This is a genomic window from Streptomyces viridochromogenes DSM 40736 (assembly GCF_000158955.1).
In the GTDB taxonomy this organism is placed as follows: Bacteria; Actinomycetota; Actinomycetes; order Streptomycetales; family Streptomycetaceae; genus Streptomyces; species Streptomyces venetus.
In genome coordinates, this window is sequence record NZ_GG657757.1 from 1,681,559 (window position 1) to 1,707,175 (window position 25,617).

Genomic DNA, 25,617 nt, shown 5'->3' on the forward strand with positions numbered 1-25,617 from the left:
CCGCACCGGGCCGGGTCTCGCCGCCGACGCCGGGCGGCGCGTCCGGGAAACGCGCGGAGGCGCGGGGCGGGGGCGGTGTCCTGGGCTCGGTGCGCCGGGGCACGGTGGGAGTGCCGGGCTCGGTGCGCTCCGGGATGGTGGGCTCGGCGGTGGGACCGACGCTCGGGAAACGGGCGGCCCCGGCCGAGCCGGAGGACGCCCGGCCCGAGGTGCGGGTGTTCCGGTCCGCGCCACCGACCGAACCGGAGGTGCCCGGACCGCCCGTGCGAGGGCGCCTGCTCGACACACCGGCCGAACCGGAGAACGCGGGACCGTCCGTGCGGGTCTGCCCGTTCGAGCCGGAGGAGACCGAACCGGGTGTACGTGGGTGCCCGTCGATGCCGGCGGCCGGGGTCGAGGGGGCCTCGCCCGGGGACGTGTCGCCGGTGCCGGGACGCCCGCGGCCGTCCTTGGCCGGCGTCGCCTTGTCCGCGGGCGGTCGGGAAGGTTCGGGCGGGGTGTCCGGCCGGTCCGTCCTGGTGGCTTCCGGTGCGGTCGGTGGGTGTGAGGGGCGTGGTGGGGCGCTGGGGCGAGGAAGGAAAGAGGCACGCTGTGCTTCCGTGCTCATGCACCCCCCGTTTCCTCGTGCCCGGGCCGCTCGTGCTGCGCGGGCCGGTGTCGTGCTGCCCGAGGCCCGGCACGGAGTCGTCCCGGGCACACATACCCGTACGGACGGATCGTCATCCCGGAGCGGACCTCCGGCCGGTGTCGTTCCGCCGTACGTGCGCGTCACTCTACGGCGTGTTCCTGCGTGAACGGGAACCAGTCCACGACGCCGGGGCATCTGCCCGGAACGTCCCCCTACCCTGCGGTAATCCTGTCTGGCAGGCTGCGTCCATGACTGCGCGCGCCGCCGACCGGGCCCGTTACGACCGGGCCACAGCCCATCTCGACGCCCCTCTCGCGATCGTGGACCTGGACGCCTTCGACGCCAACGCCGCCGATCTGGTCCGCCGCGCCGACGGCAAGCCCGTCCGGGTCGCCAGCAAGTCCGTGCGGTGCCGGGCGCTACTCGAACGCGTCCTGGCCCGCGACGGGTTCGCGGGGATCATGTCGTTCACCCTCGCCGAGTCGCTGTGGCTGGCCCGGTCGGGGTTCGAGGACGTGCTGCTCGCCTACCCGTCCGCCGACCGAGCCGCGTTCGCGGAACTGGCCGGTGACCCCAAGCTCGCCGCCGCCGTCACCGTGATGGTCGACGACGTGGCCCAGCTGGATCTGATCGACGCGTCCCGGGGCGGCGGGCGTGAAGTCGTGCGCGTGTGCCTGGAGTTGGACACGTCCCTCAAGCTCCTCGGCGGGCGGGTGCGGGTCGGTGCCCGGCGTTCGCCGCTGCACTCCCCCGCCCAGGTGGCCGACGTGGCCCGGGCGGTGGCCCGGCGGCCGGGCTTCGAGGTCGTGGGGATCATGGCGTACGAGGGCCATGTCGCGGGTGTCGGGGACGCGGTGGCGGGACGGCCGCTGCGGTCCCGTGCCGTACGGCTGATGCAGGCCGCGGCCAGGCGTGAACTCGCCGAACGGCGTGCCGAGGTGGTGCGTGCCGTCCGGGCCGTCGTGCCGGGGCTGGAGTTCGTCAACGGCGGTGGCACGGGCTCGGTGCAGCACACGGCGGCCGAGGAGGCGGTGACCGAGATCGCCGCCGGGTCGGGGCTGTACGTGCCGCGGCTGTTCGACAACTACACCTCGTTCAGCGGCCGTCCGGCGGCCCTCTTCGCCCAGCCCGTCGTACGGCGGCCGGGGGTGGGGGTGGTGACCGTGCTCGGTGGCGGGTACCCCGCGTCCGGGGCCGCCGGGGCCGACCGGTCGCCCGTGCCGTACCTGCCGGAGGGGCTGCGCTACGACCCTCAGGAGGGGGCCGGTGAGGTGCAGACGCCGCTGCTCGGCTCGCCCGCCGACGACCTGCTGGTCGGCGACAAGGTGTGGTTCCGGCACGCGAAGGCCGGTGAGCTGTGCGAGCGGTTCGACCGACTGCACCTGATCGAGGGCGACACCGTGACGGCCACCGTGCCGACGTACCGCGGTGAGGGTCACACGTTCCTGTAGCCGAACGGCGGCACCCGTCAGTCCGACGGGCCGATGCTGCTGCCCACGCCGCCGCCGGTGGCCGCGTCGCCGACCGGCCGGATGCCCTTGGTGATGCGGTCCATGTCGGCGAGCGGCGGCCCGTCCTCGCCCGCGTCGAAGACGTAGCGGACGAGGACCGGCGACTCGGTGCCGACGCTGGAGGGGAAGACCAGCGACTGGACGTAGCCGCCCGGCCCCTTCGCGGTCCGCACGCGCCAGCGCACGAAGTACCCGGCGCGGCCGGCCACCGCCACCGGCCCGGATCCGACGACCTCGTGCGACTCCATGCCCCCGTAGGGCTTGCGGCCGATCGTGTCGCGGTCGAAGGCCTGCTCGGCCGCATCGGAGATGTCCTCCTTGGCGAGGGCCTCGGTGGACTTCTCGTCGTTCGACGTGACCGTGCGGGAGAGGACGAGGCCGTGGCGGCAGACGGTGCCGTCGCCAGGGCAGTCGTAGGTGCCGTCCGTCGTCATGACGGCGTCCTTCTGGGCGACGTACTGCGGCCGGACCCAGCCGTCGAGCAGCGGGAAGGTGACGCCGTTGAGCTGGTCCTCGACCACGGCCGGGTCGTCGGCGGACGGCCCGGAGGCGGAGGCCTCGGGAGTCGTCCCGGTCGGCGCGACGGTGGCCGGGGGCGCGGACGTGGGGCCGGTCCGGGTCTGCGCGCCGCCGTCGTCCCCGCCGCCGAGGACGACGGCGCCGGTGGCGACCGCCGCGACGAGGACGGCGCCGGCCGCGGTGAGGGCGACGGCCTTCGCCCGCCCGGTGCCGCCGCCCGGGGACGTGGGCACCGGCCCGGCCGGGGACCCGGGGGCACGGCGGTGCTCGGTCCAGGCGGTGCCGTCCCACCAGCGTTCCAGGTGCGGGCCGTGCGGATCGGGATACCAGCCGGGTGGAGGCGTCATGCTCATCCCGGCACTTTAGGCCCAGGGGGCCGGTGAGGGGTCCCGGCCGCCAGGACCCGCCTTACAGCGGTGTGACGTACGCCCCCGCGATCCCGCCGTCGACCAGGAAGTCGGTGGCGTTCACGAAAGGAGGAGTCGTCGCTCGCGAGGAAGGCGACCGCGGCGGCGATCTCCTCGGCCTCGGCGAACCCGGCCCACCGGATGTGCACCAGGCGGCGGGCGGCGCGCTCCGGGTCCTTGGCGAACAGCTCCTGGAGGAGGGGGGGTGTTGACCGGGCCGGGGCACAGGGCGTTGACCCGGATGCCGTCGCGGGCGAACTGCACGCCCAGTTCGCGGGACATGGCGAGGACGCCGCCCTTGGAGGCGGTGTACGAGATCTGGGAGGTGGCTGCGCCCATGCGGGCCACGAAGGAGGCCGTGTTGATGATGGAGCCCCTGCCCTGCTGCCGCATGTACGGGATGGCGGCCTTGCAGCACAGGTACACGGAGGTGAGGTTGACCTCCTGGACGCGCTTCCAGGCCTCCAGGCCGGTCTCCAGGATGGAGTCGTCGTCGGGCGGGGAGATGCCGGCGTTGTTGAAGGCGATGTCGACACTGCCGTAGGTGTCGTGGGCAGCCCTGAAGAGCGCCTCGACCTGCTCGGCGTCGGTGACGTCGACCTTCACGAAGATACCGCCGACCTCGTCGGCGACGGCCTTGCCGCGGGCCTCGTCGACGTCGCCGCAGACGACGTGGGCGCCCTCGGAGGCGAGGCGGCGGGCGGTGGCGAGGCCGATGCCGCTGCCGGCTCCGGTGATGACGGCCGTACGGCCGACGAGGCGACGGCACACAATTGCTTCGGTCACTGTGCGGGGCCCTCCGTGCTGATGAAGACGTTCTTGGTCTCGGTGAAGGCGGCCAGGGCGTCGGGGCCGAGTTCGCGGCCGACGCCCGACTGCTTGAAGCCGCCGAACGGGGTCCAGTAGCGGACGCTGGCATGGGAGTTGACGGACAGGTTGCCGGCGCGGACGGCCTGGGAGACGCGCAGGGCACGGCCGACGTCGCGGGTCCAGATGGAGCCGGAGAGGCCGTACGGGGTGTCGTTGGCCAGGCGGATCGCGTCCGCCTCGTCGGTGAACGGCAGCAGTACGGCGACCGGGCCGAAGATCTCCTCGCGGGCGCACGGCGAGTCGGGCGCCTCCCCGGTGAGGACCGTCGGCGGGAACCAGAAGCCGGGCCCCTCGGGCGCGCTGCCGCGCAGGGCCGGGGCGTCCTCGGGCACGAAGCCCCGGACGCGGTCGAGCTGCTGCCGGGAGATCAGCGGGCCCATCTGTGTCTTCTCGTCGGCCGGGTCGCCCACCACCACGTCGGCCAGCGCCTTGGCCAGCAGCTCGCGGACCTCGTCGTAGACCGGTTCCTGGACCAGGATGCGGGTGCGCGCGCAGCAGTCCTGGCCGGAGTTGTCCAGGAACGAGAAGGGGTCGACGGCGGTCTTGAGGTCGGCGTCGGCGAAGACGATGTTGGGGCTCTTGCCGCCGAGTTCGAGGGTGACCGGCTTGACCTGCTCGGCGCCGAGCGCGGCGACGCGCGTCCCGGTGCGGGTGGAGCCGGTGAAGACGACCTTGGCGACGCCGGGGTGCCGTACCAGCGCTTCGCCCGCGACGGCGCCGTGCCCCGGCAGGACCTGGAAGAGGTGCTCCGGGAGCCCTGCCTCCAGGGCGAGTTCGGCGAGGCGCAGCGCGGTGAGCGGGGTGGTCTCGGCGGGCTTGAGGATCACCGCGTTGCCGGCCGCGAGGGCCGGTGCCGTCCCCCAGGCGGCGATCGGCATGGGGAAGTTCCAGGGCGCGATCACGCCGACGACGCCGAGCGGTTCGAGGATCGTGACGTTCAGGCCGCCGGGCACCGGGATCTGCCGGCCGGTGAGCCGCTCCACTCCCCCGGCCGCGTAGTCCAGCAGGTCACGAACGTTGCCGGCCTCCCAGCGGGCGTTGCCGATGAGGTGGCCGGCCTCGCGGACCTCCAGGCGGGCCAGTTCCTCCAGGTGCTCGTCGACGGTGGCAGCGAAGCGGCGCAGCAGCCGGGCGCGGTCGCCTGGCGCCAGGGCGGCCCAGACGGTCTGGGCCCGGGTAGCCAGGGTGACCGCCGCGTCGACGTCGGCCGGGCCGGCCGCCGCGATGGCGGCGACGACCTCCTCGGTCGCGGGGTTCAGTACTTCCAGAAGGTTCTCGGAAGACACGAAGGGCCTCACATGCGTTCGAAGGAGCGGCGCAGCTCCCAGTCGGTCACCGCGGCGTCGAAGGCGTCCAGTTCGACGCGCGCCATGTTGCGGTAGTGCGCGACGACCTCGTCGCCGAAGGCGGCTTTGGCGACAGGGCTGTTCTCCCAGAGCTCGGCGGCCTCGCGCAGGGTGGTGGGGACGTGGGCGAAGTCGGCGGTGTAGGCGTTGCCCGGACAGGGCTCGGGCAGCTCCAGCCGCTGCTCGATGCCGTGGAGGCCTGCCGCGACCAACCCGGCCACGGCGAGGTAGGGGTTGACGTCGCCGCCGGGCAGCCGGTTCTCGAAGCGCAGGGAGCGGCCGTGGCCGACGACGCGCAGCGCGCAGGTGCGGTTGTCGTGGCCCCAGGCGACGGCGGTCGGGGCGAAGGAGCCGGGCTGGAACCGCTTGTAGGAGTTGATGTGGGGGGCGTAGAGCAGGGAGAAGTCGCGCAGGGCGGCCAGCTGTCCGGCGAGGAAGTGCCGCATGACGTCCGACATGCCGCCTTCGCCGCCCCCCGCCATGGCGTTGTGGCCGTCGGCGTCGGCGAGCGAGAGGTGGATGTGGCAGGAGTTGCCCTCGCGCTCGTTGTACTTGGCCATGAAGGTGATGGACATGCCCTCCTGGGCGGCGATCTCCTTGGCGCCGGTCTTGTACACGGCGTGCTGGTCGCAGGTGACCAGGGCCTCGTCATAGCGGAAGGCGATCTCGTGCTGGCCGGGGTTGCACTCGCCCTTGGCGGACTCGACGATGAGGCCGGCGCCGGCCATCTCGTTGCGGATGCGCCGCAGCAGGGGCTCGATGCGGCCGGTGCCGAGGACCGAGTAGTCGATGTTGTACTGGTTGGCCGGGGTCAGGCCTCTGTAGTTCGCGTCCCAGGCCTGTTCGTAGGTGTCCTTGAAGACGATGAACTCCAGCTCGGTGCCGACCTGCGCGGTGTAGCCGAGTTCGGCGAGGCGCTCCAGCTGGCGGCGCAGTATCTGCCGGGGCGCCGCGGCGACCGGGGAGCCGTCGCTCCAGGCGAGGTCGGCGTGGAGCATGGCCGTGCCCTCGTTCCAGGGGACGCGGCGCAGGGTGGCCAGGTCGGGGTGCATGGCGAAGTCGCCGTAGCCGCGGTCCCAGGAGGACATCTCGTAGCCGTCGACGGTGTTCATCTCGGTGTCGACGGCCAGCAGGTAGTTGCAGCCCTCGGTGCCGTGCTGGAGGACCTCGTCGAGGAAGAAGCGTGCGGCGAACCGCTTGCCCTGGAGCCGCCCTTGCATGTCGGGGAAGGCCAGGACGACAGTGTCGATCTCGCCGCCGGCGACGAGGGCGTGCAGCTCCTCGACGCTCAGCGGGGGTGTGCGGTCTGCCACGGGAAGGCCTCCTAGGCTCCTTGGATCCGCTGCCTTGGATCCGCCGGGAGCCATAAGGTATTGCGGAGAACCATTGCTTGGGAAGGGGGTACGGCCACATGTCGGAAGAAGCGGGCGGCGCGGTGCGGGACGGACTGACACCGGTGCTGCGGCCGGTGCGGGCGGGCAACGGCTTCGAGGAGGCGCTGGAGCAGATCCTCCAGATCGTCCGGCTGGGTCTGGTGCCGGGGGGCGAGCGGCTGCCGGCCGAGCGGGAGCTGGCGGAGCGGCTGGGGATCAGCCGGGTGACGCTGCGCGAGGTGCTGAAGGTCCTCCAGGACCAGGGGCTGGTCGAGTCGCGGCGCGGCCGGTACGGCGGCACGTTCGTGCTGCCGCGCGCGGACGCCGGCGGTGAGGACGAGCTGCGGCGCCGGATCGCCGAGGTCGACATAGAGGACGTGCTGCGGTTCCGGGAGGTGCTGGAGGTGGGCGCGGCCGGGCTGTGCGCGGCGCACGGGCTGGACGAGGGGCAGGCGGACCGGCTCCGCGAGGCCCTGGCGCGCACGCACGACGCGCCACTCGCCGAGTACCGCCGCCTGGACACGCTGCTGCACCTCACCATCGCCGAGCTGTCCGGCTCCCCCACGCTCACCGCCCAGTACGCGGCCGTCCGCGCGACGGTCAACGACCTGCTCGACTGCATCCCGCTGCTGGTGCGCAACCTGGAGCATTCCCAGCGGCAGCACACCGCCGTGGTCGAGGCCGTGATCGAGGGCGACGCCGACCAGGCGCGGGAGATCATGCGCGAGCACTGCGGGGGCACGGCGGCGCTGCTGCGGGGCTTCCTCGGCTGATCCGGGCGGCGTCCCCGCCTGGTGAGGATTTACGGGCGATTAACGCACGGGTCTTGCCATCCCTCGGTCGGCACCGCAAAGGTATGGCTCCATTCCATTGAGCCACGGCCCGCTCGACCGTGTCCGCCGCCGCCCTGTCGGGAGTCTGCCCATGCCCCAGGAGCCCACCCTCACACCCCCCGCCCCGGAGGGCGACGACTATCTGGAACGCAGAGCGCTGCGCCGGGGCAGCGCCGGCTGGGTGCTGCTGACCGGTCTCGGCGTCGCCTACGTCGTCTCCGGCGACTACTCGGGCTGGAACTTCGGCCTCGCCGAGGGCGGCTTCGGGGGCCTCGCGATCGCGATGGTGCTGATGGGCGCGATGTACGCGTGCATGGTCTTCGCCCTCGCCGAGCTGTCCTCGATCCTGCCGACGGCGGGCGGTGGCTACGGCTTCGCCCGCCGGGCGCTCGGCCCCTGGGGCGGCTTCCTGACGGGCACGGCGATCCTCATCGAGTACGTCCTCGCGCCCGCGGCGATCGTCATCTTCATCGGCGACTACGTCGAGTCGCTGGGCCTGTTCGGCCTGGAGTCCGGCTGGCCGATGTACCTGGTCTGCTTCGCGATCTTCCTCGGCATCCACCTGTGGGGCGTGGGCGAGGCGCTGCGGTTCAGTTTCGTCGTCACCGGCATCGCGGTGGCGGCCCTGATCGTGTTCGCGCTGGCGGCACTGCCCGACTTCTCGGTCGGGTCGCTGGACGACATCCCGGTCGACTCCGGCGCCGCGGGGTCGAGCTCCTGGCTGCCGTTCGGCCTGCTCGGCATCTGGGCGGCGTTCCCGTTCGGCATGTGGTTCTTCCTGGGCGTCGAGGGGGTGCCGCTGGCCGCCGAGGAGACCAAGGAGCCGGCCCGTACGCTGCCGAAGGCCATCCGCTGGTCGATGGGCATCCTGGTGGTGCTGGCGGTGGTCACGTTCTTCGCCGCCGCCGGCGCACGCGGCTCCGCGGCGATCCAGGAGGCGGGCAACCCGCTGGTCGAGGCGCTCCAGCCGGGCGGCAAGGCGACGACCCTGAGCCGGATCGTGAACTACGCGGGCCTGGCCGGCCTGGTGGCCTCGTTCTTCTCGCTGATCTACGCCGGCTCGCGCCAGCTGTTCGCCCTCTCCCGCGCGGGCTACCTGCCCCGCTTCCTGTCCCTCACCAGCCGCCGCAAGGCGCCGTACCTGGGCCTGCTGGTGCCCGGCACGATCGGCTTCGTTCTGGCCGCGCTGTCGGGCGACGGCGCCCGGATGCTCAACATCGCGGTCTTCGGCGCGACCATCTCCTACGCGCTGATGTCCCTGTCGCACATCGTGCTGCGCCGCCGCGAGCCGGAGCTGCCGCGGCCGTACCGTACGCCGGGCGGGGTCCTGACCTCCTCGGTCGCCCTGGTGCTGGCCTGCGCGGCGCTGGTGGCGACGTTCCTGGTGGAAGTGACGGCGGCGGTCATCGCCCTCGTGGTGTACGCCGTGGCCGTCGCGTACTTCGGCCTGTACAGCCGTAAGCGGCTGGTCGCGAAGGCGCCGGAGGAGGAGTTCGCGGCACTGGCGGCGGCCGAGGCAGAGTTGGCACGGGAATGAGGTGTACCGAGGCGTCGACCGTGAGGGAGTTTCCGTGACCAGGCCGTTGATCGGTGTCAGCACCTATCTGGAGTCCGGTGCGCGCTGGGGCGTGTGGGAGCTGGAGGCCGCACTGCTGCCGGCCGGCTATCCGCGGCTGGTGCAACGGGCGGGCGGCCTCGCCGCGATGCTTCCGCCGGACGACCCGAAACTGGCCGCGGCGGCCGTGGCCCGGCTGGACGGGCTGGTCATCGCGGGCGGTCCGGACGTGGAGCCGGCCCGCTACGGCGCGGAGCCCGAGCCTCGGACCGGGCCGCCGGCGCGGGAGCGGGACGCCTGGGAGCTGGCGCTGATCGACGCGGCGCTTGCGGCGGGTGTGCCGTTGCTGGGCATCTGCCGGGGCATGCAGCTGCTGAACGTCGCCCTCGGCGGGACGCTGGTGCAGCACCTCGACGGGCATGCGGAGGTGGTGGGCGTCTTCGGCGAGCATGCCGTCAAGCCGGTGCCGGGGAGTCTGTACGCCGGGGTCGTGCCGGAGGAGACGTCCGTGCCGTCGTACCACCACCAGGCCGTGGACCGCCTGGGCGAGGGACTCGTCGCGTCGGCGTACGCGGTGGACGGGACGGTGGAGGCGGTGGAACTGCCGTCCGGCGCGGGGTGGGTGCTGGGGGTGCAGTGGCATCCGGAGATGGGGCAGGACGTGCGAGTGATGCGGGCGTTGGTGGAAGCGGCAGCAGCGGACTGAGCGGCAGGGGGCTCCGCCCGCTCCCAGCCCGTCCGGCGTTTGAGGACGAGGCCGTCCAGGCCGATCGGGGGTCCAGGGGGCGGAGCCCCCTGAGGATGGGACGGGTAGGGGCGGCGGGGGCGAAAAAACTACCCCCGCGTCAGCGACAGCAGGTCCCTGGCGGGGCCAGTCGGACGGTGCCCCGTGGGCCAGACCGCCCTCAGGTCACGCGCGAGGGCAACCCCCTCCACCGGCACCCGCACAAGCCGCCGCATGGCGAGTTCCTCCCCCACCGCCAGTTCACTCAGCACCGCAGGCCCCGCCCCACTCACCGCCGCCGCCTTGACGGCCGTCGTAGACGACAACTCGATCAACGGCCGAGCCAGCCCGCCCAGCGCCGCATCGAGGACCTGCCGCGTACCCGAGCCCTTCTCACGGAGGATCAGCGGCGTCGCCGCCAGCTCCGACGCCTCCAGCGCGCGCCGCCGGCGGGACCAGGCGTGGCCCGGCGCGGTGACGACTATCAGCCGGTCGTGGGCGATGACCACCGAGTCCAGCCCGGTCGGCACCGTGAGCCCCTCCACGAACCCCAGATCCGCCTCGTCCGACAGCAGCCGTTCCGCGACCACCGTCGAGTTGCCGGCGTGCAGCGACACGGCCGTGTCGGGCCGCTGCGCCCGCAGCGCGAGCAGCCAGCCCGGCAGCAGGTACTCGGCGATCGTCATGCTCGCCGCCACCCGCAACCGGGAGTCACGCCGGTCACGCAGCGCCTGCGCGCCCACGTCGAACGCCTCCGCCGCCTCGACGATCCGCCGCGCCCAGTCGGTCACCAGCGCCCCGGCGTCCGTGAGCCGGGATCCGCGCGGCGAGCGGTCCACCAGTGCCACGCCGAGCTGTCGCTCCATCGACCGGACCCGGCTGCTGGCCGCGGGCTGGGTGATGCCGAGTTCCCGCGCCGCCCCGCCCAGGCTGCCGAGCCGCGCCACCGCCAGCAGCAGTTCCAGAGCGCCCAGATCGGGCACCCGGTGCGCCAGCGATCCGGTGGGAGACGGACCGGCCTGCTCATCCGTGTTGCTCATAAACCCAGCTTATGTCGCCATAGAACCGTACTCGCTGGTGGCCGGGCTCCCGAGGCCCGACCGTTGGATCATGGTCACCGCAACCCGGCCCCTCCCGCGCGCCGTCTCCGTCCGTCACCTGGGGCCCAACTGGTACGCCACCGTCATGGGCACGGCCGTCGTCGCCGGCGCCGGAGCCGCCCTCCCGGCACACGTTCCCGGGCTGCGCGGCGTGCTCGCCGGTGTCTGGGCCGTCTCGCTCGTCCTGCTCCTGGTCCTGCTCGGCGCCCGGACCGCGCACTGGCTGCACCACCGGGACCAGGCCCGCGCACACCTCCTCGACCCGGCGACGGCCCCGTTCTACGGCTGTCTCGCGATGGCCCTGCCGGCCGTGGGCGGCGGTGCCCTCACCGTGGGCCGGGACTGGATCGGCACGGGAGCCGCGGTGACGCTCGGCGGCGTGCTGTTCGGCGCCGGGACGGCCCTCGGACTGGCGGCGGCCGTCGCCGTGCCGTACCTGATGGCCGTACGGCACCGGGTCGAGCCGGGGCAGGCCACGCCCGTGTGGCTGCTGCCGCTGGTCGCGCCCATGGTGTCGGCCGCCGTCGGACCGCTGCTGGTGCCCCGGCTGCCTCCGGGACAGCCCCGGGCGACGCTGCTCCTCCTCTGTTTCGCGGCTGTTCGGGCTCAGCCTGCTCGCGACCCTGGTCATGCTGCCGCTGGTCGTCGGCCGGCTGCTCACCTGCGGGCCGCTGCCGCTCGCCCTCACCCCGACGCTGTTCCTGGTACTGGGGCCGCTCGGCCAGTCCACCACCGCCGTCGGCGCGTTCGCGGACGTCGCCCCCGGGGTCGTACCGGAACCGTACGCCGAGGGCTTCGGTGTCCTCGCCGTGCTGTACGGCGTGCCCGTGATGGGGTTCGCGCTGCTGTGGTTCTGCCTCGCCACCGCCCATGTGCTGCGCGCCCGGCGGCACGGGATGCGGTTCTCGATGACCTGGTGGTCGTTCACCTTCCCGGTCGGCACCTGTGTCACGGGCGCCGAGGCGCTGGCCCGGCACACCGGGCTCGTGGCCTACTCGGCGCCGGCGGTCGTGCTGTACGGCGTGCTGGTCGGCGCATGGGCCACGGCGGCGCTCGGCACCGTACGCGGGCTGCTCAGGGGCGAGCTGCTCGCAGCGCCCGCTCCAGCACCCGTGGTGCCTCGGCCAGCGACGGCCCGTACCACGTCAGGTGCCGTCCGCTGACGAGTGCGCAGGGCAGGCCGCGGAAGGCCTCGGGGCCGTCGTCCGCGGTGAAGCGGTACGGCTCGTCGGGGAGGATCACGACGTCCGGCTCGCCGGCGCGGAGGTCGTCGAGCGGGATGCGGGGGTAGCGGTCGGGATGCGCCGCCTGGAGGTGGTCGACGCCGAGGCGGGCGAGGACGTCACCCGCGAAGGTGTCGCGGCCCAGGACCATCCACGGGCGGCGCCAGATCGGTACGACCGCCGTCCGGCGGGTGTCCGGCCGAGGCAGGGACGACCAGGTGGCCTCCGCCTCGTCCAGCCAGCGCGGCCGGGACGTCACCCCGCAGTCGCCCAGGACCCGGGCCAGCTCCCGGAAGGCCTGCGGCACGTCGCGGATCTCCGTCACCAGGACCGCGACGCCCGCCGCGCGCAGGGCCGCCAGGTCGGGTGCGCGGTTCTCCTCCTCGTTGGCGATCACCAGGTCGGGCGCGAGGGAGAGGATCCGGTCGGTCTTCGGGTTCTTGGTGCCGCCGACACGGGCCACGTCGAGGCCGGGCGGATGCGTGCACCAGTCGGTGGCGCCGACCAGGGTGCCGGGCGCGGACCGGGCCACGGCCTCGGTCAGCGAGGGCACCAGCGAGACGACCCTCACCGGCGTGGCCGGTCCCGGACCGCCTCGATGTGCTCCGCCACGGCGACGACGATCACGCGGGTGTCCGACTCCGCCGCCCGCCACCGGTGCCGTACGCCGCCGGTGAGGTACAGCGTGTCGCCGCGGCCCAGACGGTAGGCGCGGCCCTCCGCCTCGATCTCCACCGCGCCGTCGGCGACGTACATCAACTGGTCGTTGCGGTACTGGAATTCACGGCCCGCGTCGTGCTCGCCGGTGAACTCGGAGGCGTGCATCTGGTGGTGGCCGCGCACCAGGGACCGAGTCCGGGGTTGCGGCAGCGGCAGCGGCAGCGGCTCGACGGCGTCGGCGCGGACGACGTCCACGCTGCAGGCCGGGTCGGCCGCGGCGAGGAGCTCCACGGCGGTGGTGCGCAGGGCGTCGGCGACCTTCTCCAGGGAGCTCCTGCTGGGCCGCGCCCGGTCGTTCTCCACCTGGCTCAGGAACGGGACCGACAGGCCGCTGCGCTCGGACACCACGGCGAGGGTGAGGTCCAGCGCGCGGCGCCGCCGACGCACGGCCGCGCCCACCCGAAGGGGCTGCTCTTTGTGGTCGCCCATCGCTCCGGCTCCCTCCTTCACCCGTCGATCCGCTCCCGGTGCGCCGGTGTCCCGGCGCACGTCCCATGCTGAGTTGTCTGCACCCTACGCATGTTCGGCAAACCGTTTCATGCGCCCGTCACATCGACGTCATCCAGGGCGGCGCGCGACCTCACAGTTCGCGCCAGGGGATCCGCCGCCCTCAGGCGGGCCACGGATTCCTCCTACGGGAGGAACAGGGCGGGAGAGGGGGTTCGGGGGGTGGCGTAGCGCTCTGTGGTTGTCCGGATCCCGCTCGTGGAAACGAGTCCGGGGTGGCACGCGCCGTATGGCGCGTCCCACCCCGGAAACCCTACTGCGGAGTTACTGCGGCGTCATGCGCTCCACCATGTCGGGGTGCTCCTTGAGCCACGCGGCGACGGCCTCTTCCTCATGGCCCTGGCCGCGGCCCTTGATCTCGCTCTCCAGCGTGCCGAGCTCGTCCTCGCTCATCTTGAAGTTCTTGATCCACTTCGTGAGCTGCGGGTACTCCTCGGGGAACTTCTCGTTGGAGATGGTGCGGATCGTGTTGCCCTCGCCGAAGCCCTTCTTGGGGTCCTTCAGCTTGGTCAGCTCGTAGTCGCTGTACGCCCAGTGCGGCGACCACAGGGTGACGGCGATCGGCTCCTTCTTGGCGTAGGCGCGCTTCAGCTCCGCCAGCATGGCCGGGGTGGAACCGTCGACGACCTCGTATTCCTTGTCGAGACCATAGGCGGGCAGGACCTTGTTCTTCGCCAGGTCCATCTCACCGGTGCCCGGCTCGATGCCGATGATCTTCCCCTTGAAGGTGCCGGACTTGCCCTTGAGGTCCTCCAGGGAGTCGACGCCCTTCACGTAGGACGGTACGGCGATCTCCAGGGAGGTTGGCTCGTACCAGGTGCCGAGGTCCTTGAGCCGGTCCTTGTTCTTGTCCCAGTAGTTCTTCTGGGCGTAGGGCAGCCAGGCGTCGAAGTTGAGGTCGAGATCGCCCGAGGCCAGACCCGTGTAGACGGGGCCGACGTCCATCTGCTTCAGGTTCAGCTTGTAGCCGCGCCGTTCGAGGACGTTCTTCCACAGGTAGGTGACGGCGATGTCCTCGTCCCAGGGGAACCACGCCACGTCCAGGGGCTGCTTGGCCTCCGCGGGCGTGCCGCCCCCGGCGTTCTTGACCGGGGCCATCTTGTCGACGAAGCCGGGGTTCTGCTTCAGCCAGGCACGGACGGCCTCCTGCTGGTTGCCCTTGCCGGCCTTGTTGATCTCGGCTTCGAGGCTGGTGAGCTCCTTCTCGCTCATCTTGAAGTTCTTCAGCCAGCCGGCGACCGTCGGGTCGTCGCCCTTGAAGCCCTTGCGGGACAGGGTGTGCACACCGTCGCCCTCGCCCCAGGCGCCCTTCGGGTCCTTGAGCTTCTTGAGGTCGTAGTCGTTGTACGCCCAGTGCGGCGACCAGAGCGTCGTGACGATCGGCTTCTTCTGGGCGTAGGCGCGCTTCAGCTCGGCCAGCATCGCGGGCGTGGAGCTGTCGACGACCTTGTACTCCTTGTCCAGGCCGTACGCCTTGAGGACCTTGCTCTTGAGCAGGGCCATCTCACCCGCGCTGGACTCGATGCCGGTGATCTTGCCGTCGAACTCGGAGGCCTTGCCCTTGAGGTCCTCCAGGGAGTCGATGCCCTTCATGTAGGCGGGCACGGAGAGCTCCAGAGACGTCTTGTCGTACCAGGCGCCGAGGTCGTCGAGCTGCTTGCCGTACTTCTTCCAGTACTGGGCGTGGGTCGTGGGCAGCCACGCGTCCGTCTGGAAGTCGACGTCGCCCTGGGCGAGCGAGGTGTACAGCGGGCCCGCGTCGAACTGCTTGACCTCGACCTCGTAGCCGCGCTGCTCCAGGGCCTCCTTCCACAGGAAGGTGGAGGCGACGCCCTCGTCCCACGGGATGTAGCCGATGCTGATCTTCTTGCCCTGGCCGACGTTCTTGCCGTCCGCAACGGCCTCGGTGCCGGCCTTGCCGCCACCGAGGACACCCATGCCGCCCGCGGCGAGGGCGAGGACGACGACACCGATCACGGCGACGGCCGGTCGGGGCCGGTACGACCAGATCTTCAGCCCCTGGGCGGCGCGCAGCTTGGCGGCGGCGCGGCGGCCGAGCGGGGAGACCTGGGTGCCGAGGGCGCTGGTCATGCGGTCCAGGTAGATCGCGAGGATCACGATGGCCACACCGGCCTCGGAGCCGAGGCCCACGTTGAGCTGGCCGATGGCCTCGTTGACGTCGCCGCCAAGGCCCCCGGTGCCGACCATGCCGGCGATCGCGGCCATCGACAGGCCGAGCATGATGACCTGGTTGACGCCGGCCATGACGGTGGGCAGGGCGAGCGGGAGCTGGACGCGCAGCAGGGTGTTGCGGGGCGTGGTGCCGAACGCGTCGGCGGCCTCGACCAGCTCCTTGTCGACCTGCCGGATGCCCAGCTCGGTCATGCGTACGCCCGGGGCGAGCGCGAAGATCAGCGTGGCGACGATGCCGGCGGGGGCGCCGGTGCCGAAGAACAGGATCGCCGGGATGAGGTAGATCATCGCGGGCAGCGTCTGCATGAAGTCCAGGACCGGCCGGACCAGACCGCTGACACGGTCCGAGCGGGCCGCCCAGATGCCCACGGGGATCGAGATCACCAGCGCGATGACGGTCGCCACGAGGACGAGCGACAGGGTGATCATCGCGTTCTCCCACAGTTCGAGGGAGTCGATGAACGCGAATCCCACGAAGGTGAGGACACCGGCGAGGGTGCCGCGCAGCCAGAAGGCGATCACGGCGAAGATGCCCGCGAGGAGCAGCGGTTCGGGGGCCTGGAGGACGGCGTTGATGCCGTCGTAGAGGCCGAGGAAGACGGTCTTGCAGAAGTCGAACAGCCACGCCATGTGGGTGGTGAGCCAGTCGACCCCGTCGTTGACCCAGCTGCCGAGCTGAACCCTAGGCACGGGCGGTCACCTTCTCTCCGCCCTTGTCCCGCGGGGAGTCGCAGGGCTGCGGGGTGGTGTCCGGCTCGTCGCCGAGGAAGCCGACCAGGCGCTGCCGGGGGACGACGCCGATCTGCTTGTTGTCCTTGTCCACGACCGAGACGGGGTGGGAGAGCCGGGCGCTGATGGCGCACAGCTGCGTGAAGGGGGTGTCGGGCGTGGCGGTCTCGCACTGGCAGCCGGGGCCGTCGGCGGTGACCGAGGTGTCCATGAGCTCACCGGCGGTGAGGACTCGGGAGCGGTCCACGTCCTGGGTGAAGGAGGCGACGTAGTCGTTCTCCGGGCGCAGCAGGATGTCCTGCGCGGTGCCGATCTGCACGATGCGGCCGTCGCGCATGACGGCGATGCGGTCGCCCAGGCGCATGGCCTCGTTCAGGTCGTGGGTGATGAAGACGATCGTCTTCTTCAGCTTCTGCTGGAGCTCCAGCAGCTGGTCCTGCATGTCGCGGCGGATCAGCGGGTCCAGGGCGCTGAAGGACTCGTCCATCAGCAGCAGGTCGGCGTCGGTGGCGAGCGCGCGGGCCAGACCGACGCGCTGCTGCATGCCGCCGGACAGCTCGTCGGGCCAGGACTTCTCCCAGCCGGCCAGGCCGCACAGGGCGAGCGCCTCGTCGGCGCGGCGTACGCGCTCGGCGCGGGGCACGCCCTGCACTTCCAGACCGTAGGCGGCGTTCTCGCGCACGCTGCGGTGCGGGAAGAGCGCGAAGTGCTGGAACACCATGCTGATCTTCTTGGAGCGGACCTGGCGCAGCTCGCGGTCGCCGAGCGTGGTCAGGTCCTGGCCGTCGAAGCGCACGTGGCCCGCGGTCGGCTCGAGCAGGCCGTTCAGCATGCGCAGCAGGGTGGACTTGCCGGAGCCGGACAGGCCCATGACGACGAAGATCTCGCCGGGCTCCACGGTGAAGGACGCGTCGATCACGGCGGCGGTCGTGCCCTCGGCGCGCAGTTCCTCGCGGTCGGCCCCGCCCTTGAGCCGCTCGACCGCCCGGTCCGGTCTCCTGCCGAACACTTTGTACAGGCTCTCTGCCTCAAGCGTTGCTGACACGTGCACCTCAAATTCGACGGCAACAGAACAGCGAGAGGACAGGGGCGCAAACAGTTGAAATGCGCAACCAGCCTCGCTCCGGGGCGGCGCCTCCCCTGGATCCCGAATCCCAAACGCACAAGTGAGGCGCGTCACAGGGGCGGCGGGTCACTGTCGGTGCCGTACGGCATGATGCGTGGCGTGACCGGACGACTGATGCTCCTCGACACCGCCTCCCTGTACTTCCGCGCCTACTTCGGCGTCCCGGAATCGGTCAAGGCACCGGACGGCACGCCGGTGAACGCCGTGCGCGGGCTGCTCGACTTCATCGACCGGCTGGTCAAGGACCACCGGCCGGACCACCTGGTGGCCTGCATGGACGCCGACTGGCGGCCGCACTGGCGGGTCGAGCTGATCCCCTCCTACAAGGCCCACCGCGTCGCCGAGGAGCGCGCGGCCGGCCCGGACGAGGAGGAGGTGCCCGACACGCTCTCGCCGCAGGTGCCGGTCATCGAGGCGGTGCTGGACGCGGTCGGCATCGCGCGCGTGGGCGTGGCGGAGTACGAGGCGGACGACGTGATCGGCACGTTCACCGCGGGGGCGAAGGGCCCGGTCGACATCGTCACGGGCGACCGCGACCTCTACCAGCTGGTGGACGACGCCCGCGGGGTCCGCGTGCTGTACCCGCTGAAAGGCGTGGGCACCCTGCAGCTCACCGATGAGGCGGTGCTGCGCGGGAAGTATGGGGTCGACGGCAGCGGGTACGCGGACCTGGCTCTGCTGCGCGGCGACCCCAGCGACGGCCTGCCGGGAGTGCCGGGCATCGGCGAGAAGACGGCCGCCAAGCTGCTGGCGGAGTTCGGCGACCTGGCCGGGATCATGGCCGCCGTCGAGGACCGGCGGTCGAAGCTGACGCCGACGCAGCGGAGGCGGCTGGACGAGGCCCGCCCGTATCTCGCGGTCGCGCCGAAGGTGGTCCGGGTCGCGGACGACGTGCCGCTGCCTGACGTCAGGACGGCGCTGCCGCGGGCACCGCGCGACCCGGCGGGCCTGGAGGCGCTGGCGGCCCGCTGGGGCCTGGGCGGGTCACTGGAGCGCCTGCTGGTGACGCTCGGGTCGTGACCTTCTCGGGCCATGACCTTCCCTACGAGAGGTGTGGAGCGGGGACGAGGTGCTAACTTAGGTAACCCTAACTATGTGAGACAGGGAGGTCCTCATGGCAGAGCGACCGGGACGCCAGCCGCGCAAGCCGCACTCCGCTCAGGTCGTGCGCACCGAGCGGCTGACCCCGCACATGCAGCGCGTGGTGCTCGGCGGCGAGGGCCTCGCCGACTTCACGGCGGACACCTGCACCGACCACTACGTGAAGCTGCTGTTCCCGCCCGCGGGCGTGAGCTATCCGGAGCCCTTCGACCCGCAGCGCGTCCGGGACGAGCTGCCCCGCGAACAGTGGCCGGTGACCCGGACGTACACCGTGCGGCAGTGGGACGCCGGACACCGCGAGCTGACGCTCGACTTCGTCATCCACGGCGACGAGGGCCTGGCCGGCCCGTGGGCGACCCGAGTCCAGCCGGGCGAGACCGTGCTGTTCATGGGGCCCGGCGGGGCCTACGCACCGGACCCCGAGGCGGACTGGCATCTGTTCGTCGGTGACGAGAGCGCGCTGCCCGCGATCGCCTGCGCCCTGGAGGCGTTGCCGCGCGGCGCCAGGGCGTACGCCTTCGTGGAGATCTCCGGGCCCGAGGAGGAGCAGAAGATCGACTCCGATGTGGAGGTCGTCTGGCTGCACCGCGGTGACCGGCCCCTCGGTGAGGCGCTGGTCGAGGCCGTGCGGAACCTGGAGTTCCCCGAGGGCCGGGTGCACGCCTTCGTCCACGGCGAGGCGCACTTCGTGAAGGAGCTGCGCAGTCTGCTGCGGGTCGAGCGCGGGATCGCGCGCGAGGACCTGTCCATTTCCGGCTACTGGCGACGCGGCCACAACGAGGACGGCTGGCAGGCCTCGAAGCGCGAGTGGAACGCCCGCATCGAGGCGGAGCAGGAAAGCACGCCGGCCACCTGAGGGCCGGGCCGCTCAGTCGCCCCGCACGCGCGCGTGCAGATGCATGTCGTGCCAGCCGTCGGCGTGCAGGACGGCGCTGCGCTTCGTGCCTTCGAGGGCGAAGCCCGTGCGCGTGGCGACCCGGCAGGACGCCTCGTTGCGCACGGCGTGCAGCAGCTCCAGGCGGTGGAACCCGACCTCGTCCAGGGCCCAGCGGGTGAGCGCGGTCGCGGCCCGGGCGGCCACGCCCCGGCCCCGTGCCGCCGGGGCGGTCCAGTACGCCACCTCCGCCCCGCCGTCGTCGAGCCGTATCTCGCGCAGCGCCACCCGCCCCAGCAGCGAGTCCGAGCGGGTGTCGACGACGGCCCACTGCGCCTCCCGCTCCTCCTCCCACGCCCGGTGCCAGTCGTTGATCCAGCCACCGGCCTCGGCCTCGGAGTCGGCACTCCGGGCATGCCACTGATGTATCACGGGGTCCTGGAAGACCTCGTACACCGCGGACGCGTCTGAGGCCCGCCAGGGCCGTATGAGCAGTCCGTCGCCGGTGGGCAGGGTGGGCTGCGGGCGTCCCGCGAGAGTCCCGGCGGTCAGGACCGGGTCGATGAGGAAGGGCATGCCCGCATCCTGGCAAGTGAGCGGCGAGCGGTCCCAGTGGTTTTCCGCGCGGGCACGGCGGCCTCGTACGCTGGGCCGCGATGAGACGACGCAGGACCAGGATCCCGCCCGCTCCCCTGCCGCAGCGCCACGGGGTGGACCCGGTGCGCGTGCGGTTGCCCGCCGAGGGCGCCTGGGCCACGGTGCGCGAGCATCTGGTGGAACGGCTCACCGGGGCGGGTGACGGGGTCGTCAACTCGATGTTCGAGGCGGGGCTGGTCGTCGGGGCGGACGGGCGGGCCGTGGCGGCCGACGCGCCCTACGCGCCGGGGGCGTTCGTGTGGTTCCACCGGGACCTGCCCGACGAGGTGCCGGTGCCCTTCCCTCTGGAGGTCGTGCACCGGGACGAGCACATCGTCGTCGCCGACAAGCCCCACTTCCTCGCCACCACCCCGCGCGGCAGCCATGTCGCCGAGACCGCGCTCGCCCGGCTGCGCCGGGAGCTGGGCATCCCGGCGCTCACCGCCGCGCACCGTCTGGACCGGCTCACCGCCGGACTCGTGCTGTTCACCGTGCGCCTCGAGGATCGCGGCGCCTACCAGACGCTGTTCCGCGACCGGCGGGTGCGCAAGGAGTACGAGGCGGTCGCGCCCCACGATCCCGGCCTCGCGCTGCCCCGGACCGTACGCAGCCGGATCGTGAAGGAACGCGGGGTGCTCACCGCCCGGGAGGTGGCGGGCGAGCCCAACGCCGTCAGCCGCATCGAGCTCGTCGAGCACCGTGCGGCCGGGTCCGGCGGACTCGCCCGGTACCGGCTGGTGCCCGGCACCGGCCAGACCCACCAGCTGCGCGTGCACATGACCGCGCTGGGAGTGCCGATCCTCGGCGACCCGCTCTACCCGGAGGTGACCGCGCCCGTTCCGGCCGGTGACTTCCGGCGCCCGCTGCAACTCCTGGCACGGACCCTGGAGTTCACCGACCCGGTCACGGGCGAGGAGCACCGGTTCCGCAGCGGCCGCGAACTCGCCGCGTGGGCGTCGTACGACCGGTGGGCCGCCGGGACGGACGACGGCCCGACGGACGGTCAGTAGCCGCGCCACCAGCGCAGGAAGCGCGGCCACACGCCCTTGCGGCGTACGGGTTCCGCCACCGGCGACTGCGGGTGCGGGTGCGCCGGGGCCGGCTGGGGTTGTGGCTGTGGCTGTGGGGCGGCCGGGGCCGGCTGGAGCCGCGGCTGGACGCTGCCGATCTGCCAGTCGGAGCGCTGGGCGGGGACGTGGTTGTGGTTCGGCGTCTCCGTCACGTCCTGCTGCGGCTTGGGCAGGAACTGCACCGGCAGCGACACGAGGTGCCGGGAGGCGATGGACGCCGTCCAGCGCAGTTCCTCCTCGCCGCAGTCGAGTTCGACGTCCGGCAGTCGCATCAGCAGGGCGTCGACGCCGACGTCGGCGATGGAACGGCCGATGTCCTGGCCCGGGCACTCGTGCGGGCCGCCGCCGAACGCGAGGTGCGAGCGGTTGCCCTGCATGCTGGCCGACAGGTCCGGCCGCACCCGCGGGTCGACGTTGGCCGGGAGCGGGGCGAAGAGGAGCCCGTCACCCCGGCGGATGCGCTGCCCGCCCAGCTCGGTCTCCTGCTTGGCGAAGTAGGCGAAGACCGTGCTGAACGGCGGCTCGTTCCACAGCGACTGTTCCACCGCCTCCGGCACCGTCATCTGGCCGCCGTTGAGCTGGGCCCGGAAACGCGGGTCGATCAGCACCGTGAGCAGCACGTTGGACAGCAGGTTGGTGGTGGCCTCGTAGGCGGCGAAGAGCACCAGGCGCAGGTGTTCCCTGACCTCGTCGTCGCTCAGCCGGGCCGGGTGGGTGATCAGATAGCTGGCCAGGTCCTCCTCCGGCTGGGCCCGGCGCCGGGCGGTGAGCCGGCTCAGGGCGTCCATGACGTAGGAGTGGCTGGCGATCGCGGTCTCGGTGCCCTTGAGCGCGTCGCGGGCCGCCTCCACCAGGCGGTCGTTGTACGCGTCGGGCATGCCGAGGATCTCGCACATCACCGCCATCGGCAGGTGCTCGGTGAACTGGCTGACGAGGTCGGCCTCGCCCTTCTCACAGAACCGGTTGACGATCGCCTGCGTGCTGCGGTTGATGTAGCGGCGCAGGCTGCGGAAGTCGATGGTCGAGATGGCGCCCATGACCGCGCCGCGCAGCCGCTTGTGCTCGTCGCCCTCGGCGTGCGAGGCGATGGGCTGCCAGGCGATGTGCGGCATCAGCGGGTGGTCGGGCTTGACGAGGCCCTCCTTGAGCGGGTTCCAGATACGGCTGTCCCGGCAGAACTGCGAGGGCGAGCGCACCATGTGCAGGTTCTCGGCGTGGCCGAGCACGATCCACATGGGCACGTCGTCGTGGAGCAGCACGGGCGCCACGGGACCGTGCTCGTCCCGCAGCTGCTCGTACAGGGCTCCCAGGTCCTCCGACTCGTGCAGCCGGTGCAGTCCCCCGGGCCCGAGGCCGTGCGCGGGGCAGCCGGGGGGCGGGCCGGTCCGGGAAGCGTCCGTACCGGTCGGGGCGTGGGATTCAGGCGTCACAGTGGTCGCTCCGAAACTGAGGTAGATCCATGCGTATGGGGGAAAAGCGGGGCGGGCGCGAACGTGGGATCAGGTGCGCGAGCCCGTCATCGCGAGCGAGTGCAGGAAGCGCATGAGGGTCATCAGGACGTCACGGCTGGAGGCCCGCCGTCGCGCGTCGCACTCGATGATCGGGATGTCCGGCGTGAGGTCGAGGGCCGTGCGCAGCTCATCGAGGGCGTAACGGGGGGCGTCGGGGAAGGAGTTGACGGCGACCACGAACGGCACACCGCGCTCCTCCAGGCGCCCCATCACGTCGAAGCTGACCTCCAGCCGGCGGGTGTCGACCAGCACCACCGCGCCGAGCGCGCCCTCGAAGAGGCCGTTCCACAGGAACCAGAAGCGCTGCTGACCGGGCGTGCCGAAGAGGTACAGCACGAGCTGTTCGGTGATGCTGATCCGGCCGAAGTCCATCGCCACGGTGGTGGCCGTCTTGGATGCGGAGCCGAAGTTGTCGTCGACACCGATGCCGGCCTGCGTCATGGTCTCCTCGGTGGTCAGCGGGGTGATCTCGCTGACCGAGCCGACCATGGTGGTCTTGCCGACGCCGAAGCCACCCACGATCACGATCTTGGCCGCGGACTGTGCCGTGTGGGGCAGCTGGTCCTCGGCCCGGGGGCCCGGGAGGGTGTCAGAGCCGTTGAAGTCCATTCATCACCGCTTCGAGGAGGGAACGATCGGTGCGTGAGCGGCGGACGATCGGGGCGCGCGCCTGCACCAGTTCCGCCGTCAGCAACTCGGTGAGCAGCACGCCCATCGCACTGAACGGCAGGTGGAGGTAGGCCGAGAGCTCGGCCACGGAAAGGGGGGCGGCGCAGAGCCGGAGCAGCGCCGCCTGCTCGGGAGAGGCGGAGGGCGGCGGGTCCGCGGCACGCGCCACGATTAACGTCACCAGGTCGAGCTCGGCCCGTTCACCGTCCGGGCCGGCCACCACGTACATCCGCTCGGGGTTCCTGACCTCGCCCTCGGCCTGCTGGGCGGGCGGCGGGGGCGGTTCCGGTGCGGGGCCGCGCTTCTGGCGTTGCGGAGGCGTCATACGATCTGCCCGTTCCGCCGGGGCGGACTGGTGAGATGGCCGCCGATCCGGACGACCAGGTCGCGCATCATCGCGCTCATCCGGCCGGGTTCGCACCGCACGTCCGAGAGCACCGCGAGGAAGGCGTTGGCGCCCGCGCCCATCAGGTAGAAGTAGCCGCGGTCGATCTCGATCATGATGAGCTTCATCTCGCCGTCGCCCACGGTGAGTTCCTGGCAGATGCTGCCCGCGAGGGACTGCAGGCCGGCACAGGCCGCGGCGACCCGGTCGGCCGCGTCCGGCTCGCCGCCGTAGCGGGCGATGCGCAGGCCGTCGGCCGAGAGCACCACGATCATCTCGATGCCCGGTACCCCGTCGGCGAGCTGCTTGAGCATCCAGTCGAAGTTGCCTCGCTGCTGGATCACTTGAGGTCCCCCTCGTCGTCGGCCTCGGTGGGGGCCGGGTCGTTGATCAGGTGCAGGTACTTGGTCGGGTTCCGGATGAAGTCGGTCGGGTGGGTGCCGGGTTCGATGCCCTGCTTGAGTCCCTCCCAGAAGGCTTCGAGGCCCTTGCCGGGCGCGTCGGGGGAGGACATGTCGTGCCATGACTTGGGCTCGGGCTCCGGTGTCGCCCAGGGGTTGTACTCACCCCGTTCGGCCGCCTCCCGGTCGGCCTTCTCGTTGGCGGCCTGCTGGGCGAGTCGCTCGGCGAGCGGTGTCTTCACCCGGCTGCGGCGCTGCGGCAGGCCGTTCGCCGTCCACTCGGTGACCTCGGGGACGTCGTCGTCCTCCAGGGAGACCGTGGCGGGGATCTTCGGGCTGGTGGGGCGGCGCCTCTTGGGCGCGCGCTTCGGGCCCTCGGGGATGCCGACCGTCATGGGGATGCCGGTCGCGCCGATGCCGTGGGCGAGTCCGACGCCGGGCTCGTGGGTGATCATCTCGCTCGGCACGATGAGGATGGCGCGGACGCCGCCGTACGCGGAGGCGCGCAGCGAGACCTGCATGTTGTACGCCGCGCAGAGGCGGCCCACGACGGCCAGGCCCAGGCGCGGGTGCTCACCGATGTCCTGCAGGTCGACGCCCGCCTTGGCGGCCTCCAGCATGCCCTCGATCCGGGCACGCGCCTCCTCGTTGAGGTTGACACCGCCGTCCTCGATCTCGATGCAGACACCGGTCTGCACCTCGGTCGCGGTGACGTGCACCTTGGTCTGCGGCGGCGAGTAGCGGGTGGCGTTGTCGAGGAGTTCGGCGGCGGCGTGGATGACCGGCTCGACGTAGATGCCCTTGACGCTGACCTTGGCGATGGAGGACAGCTGGATGCGCCGGTACTCCAGGATGCGGGACATGGCGCCGCGCAGCGTGCTGTACAGGGAGACCGCCGCGGGCCACTGCCGCCCGGGCCGGCCGCCGCCGAGGACGGAGACGGAGTCGGCGAGACGTCCGATCAGCGCGTTGCCGTGGTCGATGCGCAGCAGGTCGTCGAAGACCTCGGGGTTGCGGCCGTGGGTCCTCCTCCATCTCCCTGAGTTCCTCGGCCTGCTGGTGGATGATCGCCTGGACGCGGCGGGCGACACTGACGAAGGAGCGCGCCGCGGCGTCGCGCATGGTCACTTCGTAGTCGACGATCTTGAGCAGTGTCAGCAGCGTCTCGTGCTGCGGCGCGGGGAGGTCCCGGTAGGCGGGGTTGGCCAGACCGAGCTTGCGGATCACCTCCCTCGGGGACTCCCCGGTGCGCAGCAGATCGAGCGCCGCGGGGATGATCTCCCTCGAGAAGCGGACCAACTCGTGCTCGTGGGCGGCGATCCGCTGTTCCAGAGACGCGCTGTGACGGGCGTGCTCGCTCCGCTGCTTCTGCAGGGCGCGGCCGCGGCGCACCGCCTCGGCCGCCGTCGCGATCACCAGCGCGGTGGCGATACCACCGCACCAGCCGACGGCGAGCCGGGCCGGCGCCGTCACCAGGGCGACGGCGGCTCCGGTCGCCGCGGCCATCACTATGGCCGGCAGCAACAGTACGCGCGCGTAGGGCAGTCCACCGCGACCGGGAGGGGATTGGACACTCACCATGAAGGCCTTCTGAAAAAAGTGGGTA

Annotated in this window: 20 protein-coding genes and 4 pseudogenes; 8 read left to right on the top strand and 16 right to left on the bottom strand. The window is 72.1% G+C overall.

The features are described 5' to 3' along the window. Positions 1 to 607: pseudogene (locus SSQG_RS07280) on the bottom strand (hypothetical protein); the annotation flags it as partial. Between the two features lie 269 nt (positions 608 to 876). On the opposite strand from SSQG_RS07280, the gene SSQG_RS07285 reads away from it, so the two are divergent. Then, the gene (locus SSQG_RS07285; RefSeq protein ID WP_003989082.1) at positions 877 to 2,079 is read left to right on the top strand and encodes an amino acid deaminase/aldolase; all 1,203 of its coding nucleotides are present in this window, start codon (positions 877 to 879) and stop codon (positions 2,077 to 2,079) included. A 17-nt stretch (positions 2,080 to 2,096) separates the two neighbouring features. Here SSQG_RS07285 and SSQG_RS07290 read toward each other — a convergent pair whose 3' ends face one another. The 4 genes and pseudogenes from SSQG_RS07290 to SSQG_RS07305 form a co-directional block, all read right to left on the bottom strand. Then, positions 2,097 to 3,005, bottom strand: coding sequence for a DUF2510 domain-containing protein (locus SSQG_RS07290; RefSeq protein WP_039932103.1), 909 nt, complete (start codon positions 3,003 to 3,005; stop codon positions 2,097 to 2,099). Between the two features lie 61 nt (positions 3,006 to 3,066). Further along, positions 3,067 to 3,851, bottom strand: a pseudogene (locus tag SSQG_RS07295) (3-oxoacyl-ACP reductase). Further along, positions 3,848 to 5,221, bottom strand: a complete 1,374-nt coding sequence (locus SSQG_RS07300; RefSeq protein WP_039932104.1) for an aldehyde dehydrogenase family protein — start codon at positions 5,219 to 5,221, stop codon at positions 3,848 to 3,850. The pseudogene SSQG_RS07295 and the gene SSQG_RS07300 overlap by 4 nt, the downstream one beginning before the upstream one ends. Positions 5,222 to 5,229: 8 nt before the next feature. After that, complete coding sequence (locus tag SSQG_RS07305) at positions 5,230 to 6,594, bottom strand: glutamine synthetase family protein (protein WP_003989086.1); 1,365 nt, start codon at positions 6,592 to 6,594, stop codon at positions 5,230 to 5,232. Between the two features lie 98 nt (positions 6,595 to 6,692). Here SSQG_RS07305 and SSQG_RS07310 point away from each other — a divergent pair, with 98 nt between their 5' ends. The 3 genes from SSQG_RS07310 to SSQG_RS07320 all read left to right on the top strand — a co-directional run bounded on the left by SSQG_RS07310 (position 6,693) and on the right by SSQG_RS07320 (position 9,748). Then, entirely contained in the window at positions 6,693 to 7,427 is a 735-nt protein-coding gene (locus SSQG_RS07310; RefSeq protein WP_003989087.1) for a FadR/GntR family transcriptional regulator, read from the top strand. Positions 7,428 to 7,578: 151 nt separating this feature from the next. Further along, positions 7,579 to 9,024: an ethanolamine permease gene (eat, locus tag SSQG_RS07315; protein WP_039932105.1), complete on the top strand. Its 1,446-nt coding sequence runs from the start codon at positions 7,579 to 7,581 to the stop codon at positions 9,022 to 9,024. A gap of 46 nt (positions 9,025 to 9,070) precedes the next feature. Continuing rightward, entirely contained in the window at positions 9,071 to 9,748 is a 678-nt protein-coding gene (locus SSQG_RS07320; RefSeq protein ID WP_208865708.1) for a gamma-glutamyl-gamma-aminobutyrate hydrolase family protein, read from the top strand. Positions 9,749 to 9,876: 128 nt separating this feature from the next. On the opposite strand, the gene SSQG_RS07325 is transcribed toward SSQG_RS07320, so the two are convergent. After that, a complete protein-coding gene (locus tag SSQG_RS07325) occupies positions 9,877 to 10,806 on the bottom strand; it encodes a LysR family transcriptional regulator (RefSeq protein ID WP_003989090.1) in 930 nt (309 codons plus the stop codon). Positions 10,807 to 10,876: 70 nt separating this feature from the next. On the opposite strand from SSQG_RS07325, the pseudogene SSQG_RS07330 reads away from it, so the two are divergent. Continuing rightward, positions 10,877 to 12,029: pseudogene (locus tag SSQG_RS07330) on the top strand (TDT family transporter). Here SSQG_RS07330 and SSQG_RS07335 read toward each other — a convergent pair. The 4 genes from SSQG_RS07335 to SSQG_RS07350 form a co-directional block, all read right to left on the bottom strand. Further along, positions 11,941 to 12,660 carry a helical backbone metal receptor gene (locus SSQG_RS07335; RefSeq protein ID WP_003989092.1) on the bottom strand — a complete coding sequence of 240 codons (720 nt, stop codon included), beginning with the start codon at positions 12,658 to 12,660 and terminating at the stop codon, positions 11,941 to 11,943. The pseudogene SSQG_RS07330 and the gene SSQG_RS07335 overlap by 89 nt on opposite strands. Continuing rightward, positions 12,657 to 13,238 carry a helix-turn-helix domain-containing protein gene (locus SSQG_RS07340; RefSeq protein ID WP_003989093.1) on the bottom strand — a complete coding sequence of 194 codons (582 nt, stop codon included), beginning with the start codon at positions 13,236 to 13,238 and terminating at the stop codon, positions 12,657 to 12,659. Before SSQG_RS07340 ends, SSQG_RS07335 begins: the two co-directional genes overlap by 4 nt. Before the next feature lie 342 nt (positions 13,239 to 13,580). Then, positions 13,581 to 16,199 (bottom strand): ABC transporter permease/substrate binding protein, encoded by a 2,619-nt coding sequence (locus SSQG_RS07345; RefSeq protein ID WP_003989094.1) that lies wholly within the window; start codon positions 16,197 to 16,199, stop codon positions 13,581 to 13,583. Then, on the bottom strand, positions 16,192 to 17,283 hold the full coding sequence (locus SSQG_RS07350; RefSeq protein WP_003989095.1) for a quaternary amine ABC transporter ATP-binding protein: 1,092 nt from the start codon (positions 17,281 to 17,283) through the stop codon (positions 16,192 to 16,194). The genes SSQG_RS07345 and SSQG_RS07350 overlap by 8 nt, the downstream gene beginning before the upstream one ends. Before the next feature lie 171 nt (positions 17,284 to 17,454). On the opposite strand from SSQG_RS07350, the gene SSQG_RS07355 reads away from it, so the two are divergent. Together SSQG_RS07355 and SSQG_RS07360 are read left to right on the top strand one after the other, a co-directional pair. Continuing rightward, positions 17,455 to 18,384, top strand: a complete 930-nt coding sequence (locus SSQG_RS07355; RefSeq protein WP_244299469.1) for a 5'-3' exonuclease — start codon at positions 17,455 to 17,457, stop codon at positions 18,382 to 18,384. Positions 18,385 to 18,478: 94 nt separating this feature from the next. Then, positions 18,479 to 19,321, top strand: a complete 843-nt coding sequence (locus SSQG_RS07360; RefSeq protein ID WP_003989097.1) for a siderophore-interacting protein — start codon at positions 18,479 to 18,481, stop codon at positions 19,319 to 19,321. Positions 19,322 to 19,333: 12 nt separating this feature from the next. On the opposite strand, the gene SSQG_RS07365 is transcribed toward SSQG_RS07360, so the two are convergent. Next, the gene (locus tag SSQG_RS07365) at positions 19,334 to 19,915 is read right to left on the bottom strand and encodes a GNAT family N-acetyltransferase (RefSeq protein ID WP_003989098.1); all 582 of its coding nucleotides are present in this window, start codon (positions 19,913 to 19,915) and stop codon (positions 19,334 to 19,336) included. A gap of 80 nt (positions 19,916 to 19,995) precedes the next feature. Between SSQG_RS07365 and SSQG_RS07370 the strand changes: the two genes are divergently transcribed. Beyond that, positions 19,996 to 20,985, top strand: a complete 990-nt coding sequence (locus SSQG_RS07370; RefSeq protein ID WP_039932107.1) for an RluA family pseudouridine synthase — start codon at positions 19,996 to 19,998, stop codon at positions 20,983 to 20,985. Here SSQG_RS07370 and SSQG_RS07375 read toward each other — a convergent pair. The 5 genes and pseudogenes from SSQG_RS07375 to SSQG_RS07395 all read right to left on the bottom strand — a co-directional run bounded on the left by SSQG_RS07375 (position 20,979) and on the right by SSQG_RS07395 (position 25,592). Further along, on the bottom strand, positions 20,979 to 22,475 hold the full coding sequence (locus tag SSQG_RS07375) for a cytochrome P450 (RefSeq protein ID WP_003989100.1): 1,497 nt from the start codon (positions 22,473 to 22,475) through the stop codon (positions 20,979 to 20,981). The genes SSQG_RS07370 and SSQG_RS07375 overlap by 7 nt on opposite strands. A gap of 69 nt (positions 22,476 to 22,544) precedes the next feature. Continuing rightward, a complete protein-coding gene (locus tag SSQG_RS07380; RefSeq protein WP_003989101.1) occupies positions 22,545 to 23,165 on the bottom strand; it encodes a GTP-binding protein in 621 nt (206 codons plus the stop codon). After that, on the bottom strand, positions 23,146 to 23,550 hold the full coding sequence (locus SSQG_RS07385) for a DUF742 domain-containing protein (RefSeq protein WP_003989102.1): 405 nt from the start codon (positions 23,548 to 23,550) through the stop codon (positions 23,146 to 23,148). The genes SSQG_RS07380 and SSQG_RS07385 overlap by 20 nt, the downstream gene beginning before the upstream one ends. After that, positions 23,547 to 23,954 (bottom strand): roadblock/LC7 domain-containing protein, encoded by a 408-nt coding sequence (locus SSQG_RS07390; protein WP_003989103.1) that lies wholly within the window; start codon positions 23,952 to 23,954, stop codon positions 23,547 to 23,549. The genes SSQG_RS07385 and SSQG_RS07390 overlap by 4 nt, the downstream gene beginning before the upstream one ends. Next, positions 23,951 to 25,592: pseudogene (locus SSQG_RS07395) on the bottom strand (ATP-binding protein). Before SSQG_RS07395 ends, SSQG_RS07390 begins: the two are co-directional and overlap by 4 nt. Positions 25,593 to 25,617: the final 25 nt, after the last annotated feature.

Excerpts from the sequence above, each read along its gene's own strand:
- SSQG_RS07285 (WP_003989082.1), top strand. The coding sequence starts at position 877 with ATGACTGCGCGCGCCGCCGACCGGGCCCGTTACGACCGGGCCACAGCC.
- SSQG_RS07290 (WP_039932103.1), bottom strand. The coding sequence starts at position 3,005 with ATGACGCCTCCACCCGGCTGGTATCCCGATCCGCACGGCCCGCACCTG.
- SSQG_RS07310 (WP_003989087.1), top strand. The coding sequence starts at position 6,693 with ATGTCGGAAGAAGCGGGCGGCGCGGTGCGGGACGGACTGACACCGGTG.
- eat (WP_039932105.1), top strand. The coding sequence starts at position 7,579 with ATGCCCCAGGAGCCCACCCTCACACCCCCCGCCCCGGAGGGCGACGAC.
- SSQG_RS07325 (WP_003989090.1), bottom strand. The coding sequence starts at position 10,806 with ATGAGCAACACGGATGAGCAGGCCGGTCCGTCTCCCACCGGATCGCTG.
- SSQG_RS07340 (WP_003989093.1), bottom strand. The coding sequence starts at position 13,238 with ATGGGCGACCACAAAGAGCAGCCCCTTCGGGTGGGCGCGGCCGTGCGT.
- SSQG_RS07355 (WP_244299469.1), top strand. The coding sequence starts at position 17,455 with ATGCGTGGCGTGACCGGACGACTGATGCTCCTCGACACCGCCTCCCTG.
- SSQG_RS07360 (WP_003989097.1), top strand. The coding sequence starts at position 18,479 with ATGGCAGAGCGACCGGGACGCCAGCCGCGCAAGCCGCACTCCGCTCAG.
- SSQG_RS07365 (WP_003989098.1), bottom strand. The coding sequence starts at position 19,915 with ATGCCCTTCCTCATCGACCCGGTCCTGACCGCCGGGACTCTCGCGGGA.
- SSQG_RS07370 (WP_039932107.1), top strand. The coding sequence starts at position 19,996 with ATGAGACGACGCAGGACCAGGATCCCGCCCGCTCCCCTGCCGCAGCGC.
- SSQG_RS07380 (WP_003989101.1), bottom strand. The coding sequence starts at position 23,165 with ATGGACTTCAACGGCTCTGACACCCTCCCGGGCCCCCGGGCCGAGGAC.
- SSQG_RS07385 (WP_003989102.1), bottom strand. The coding sequence starts at position 23,550 with ATGACGCCTCCGCAACGCCAGAAGCGCGGCCCCGCACCGGAACCGCCC.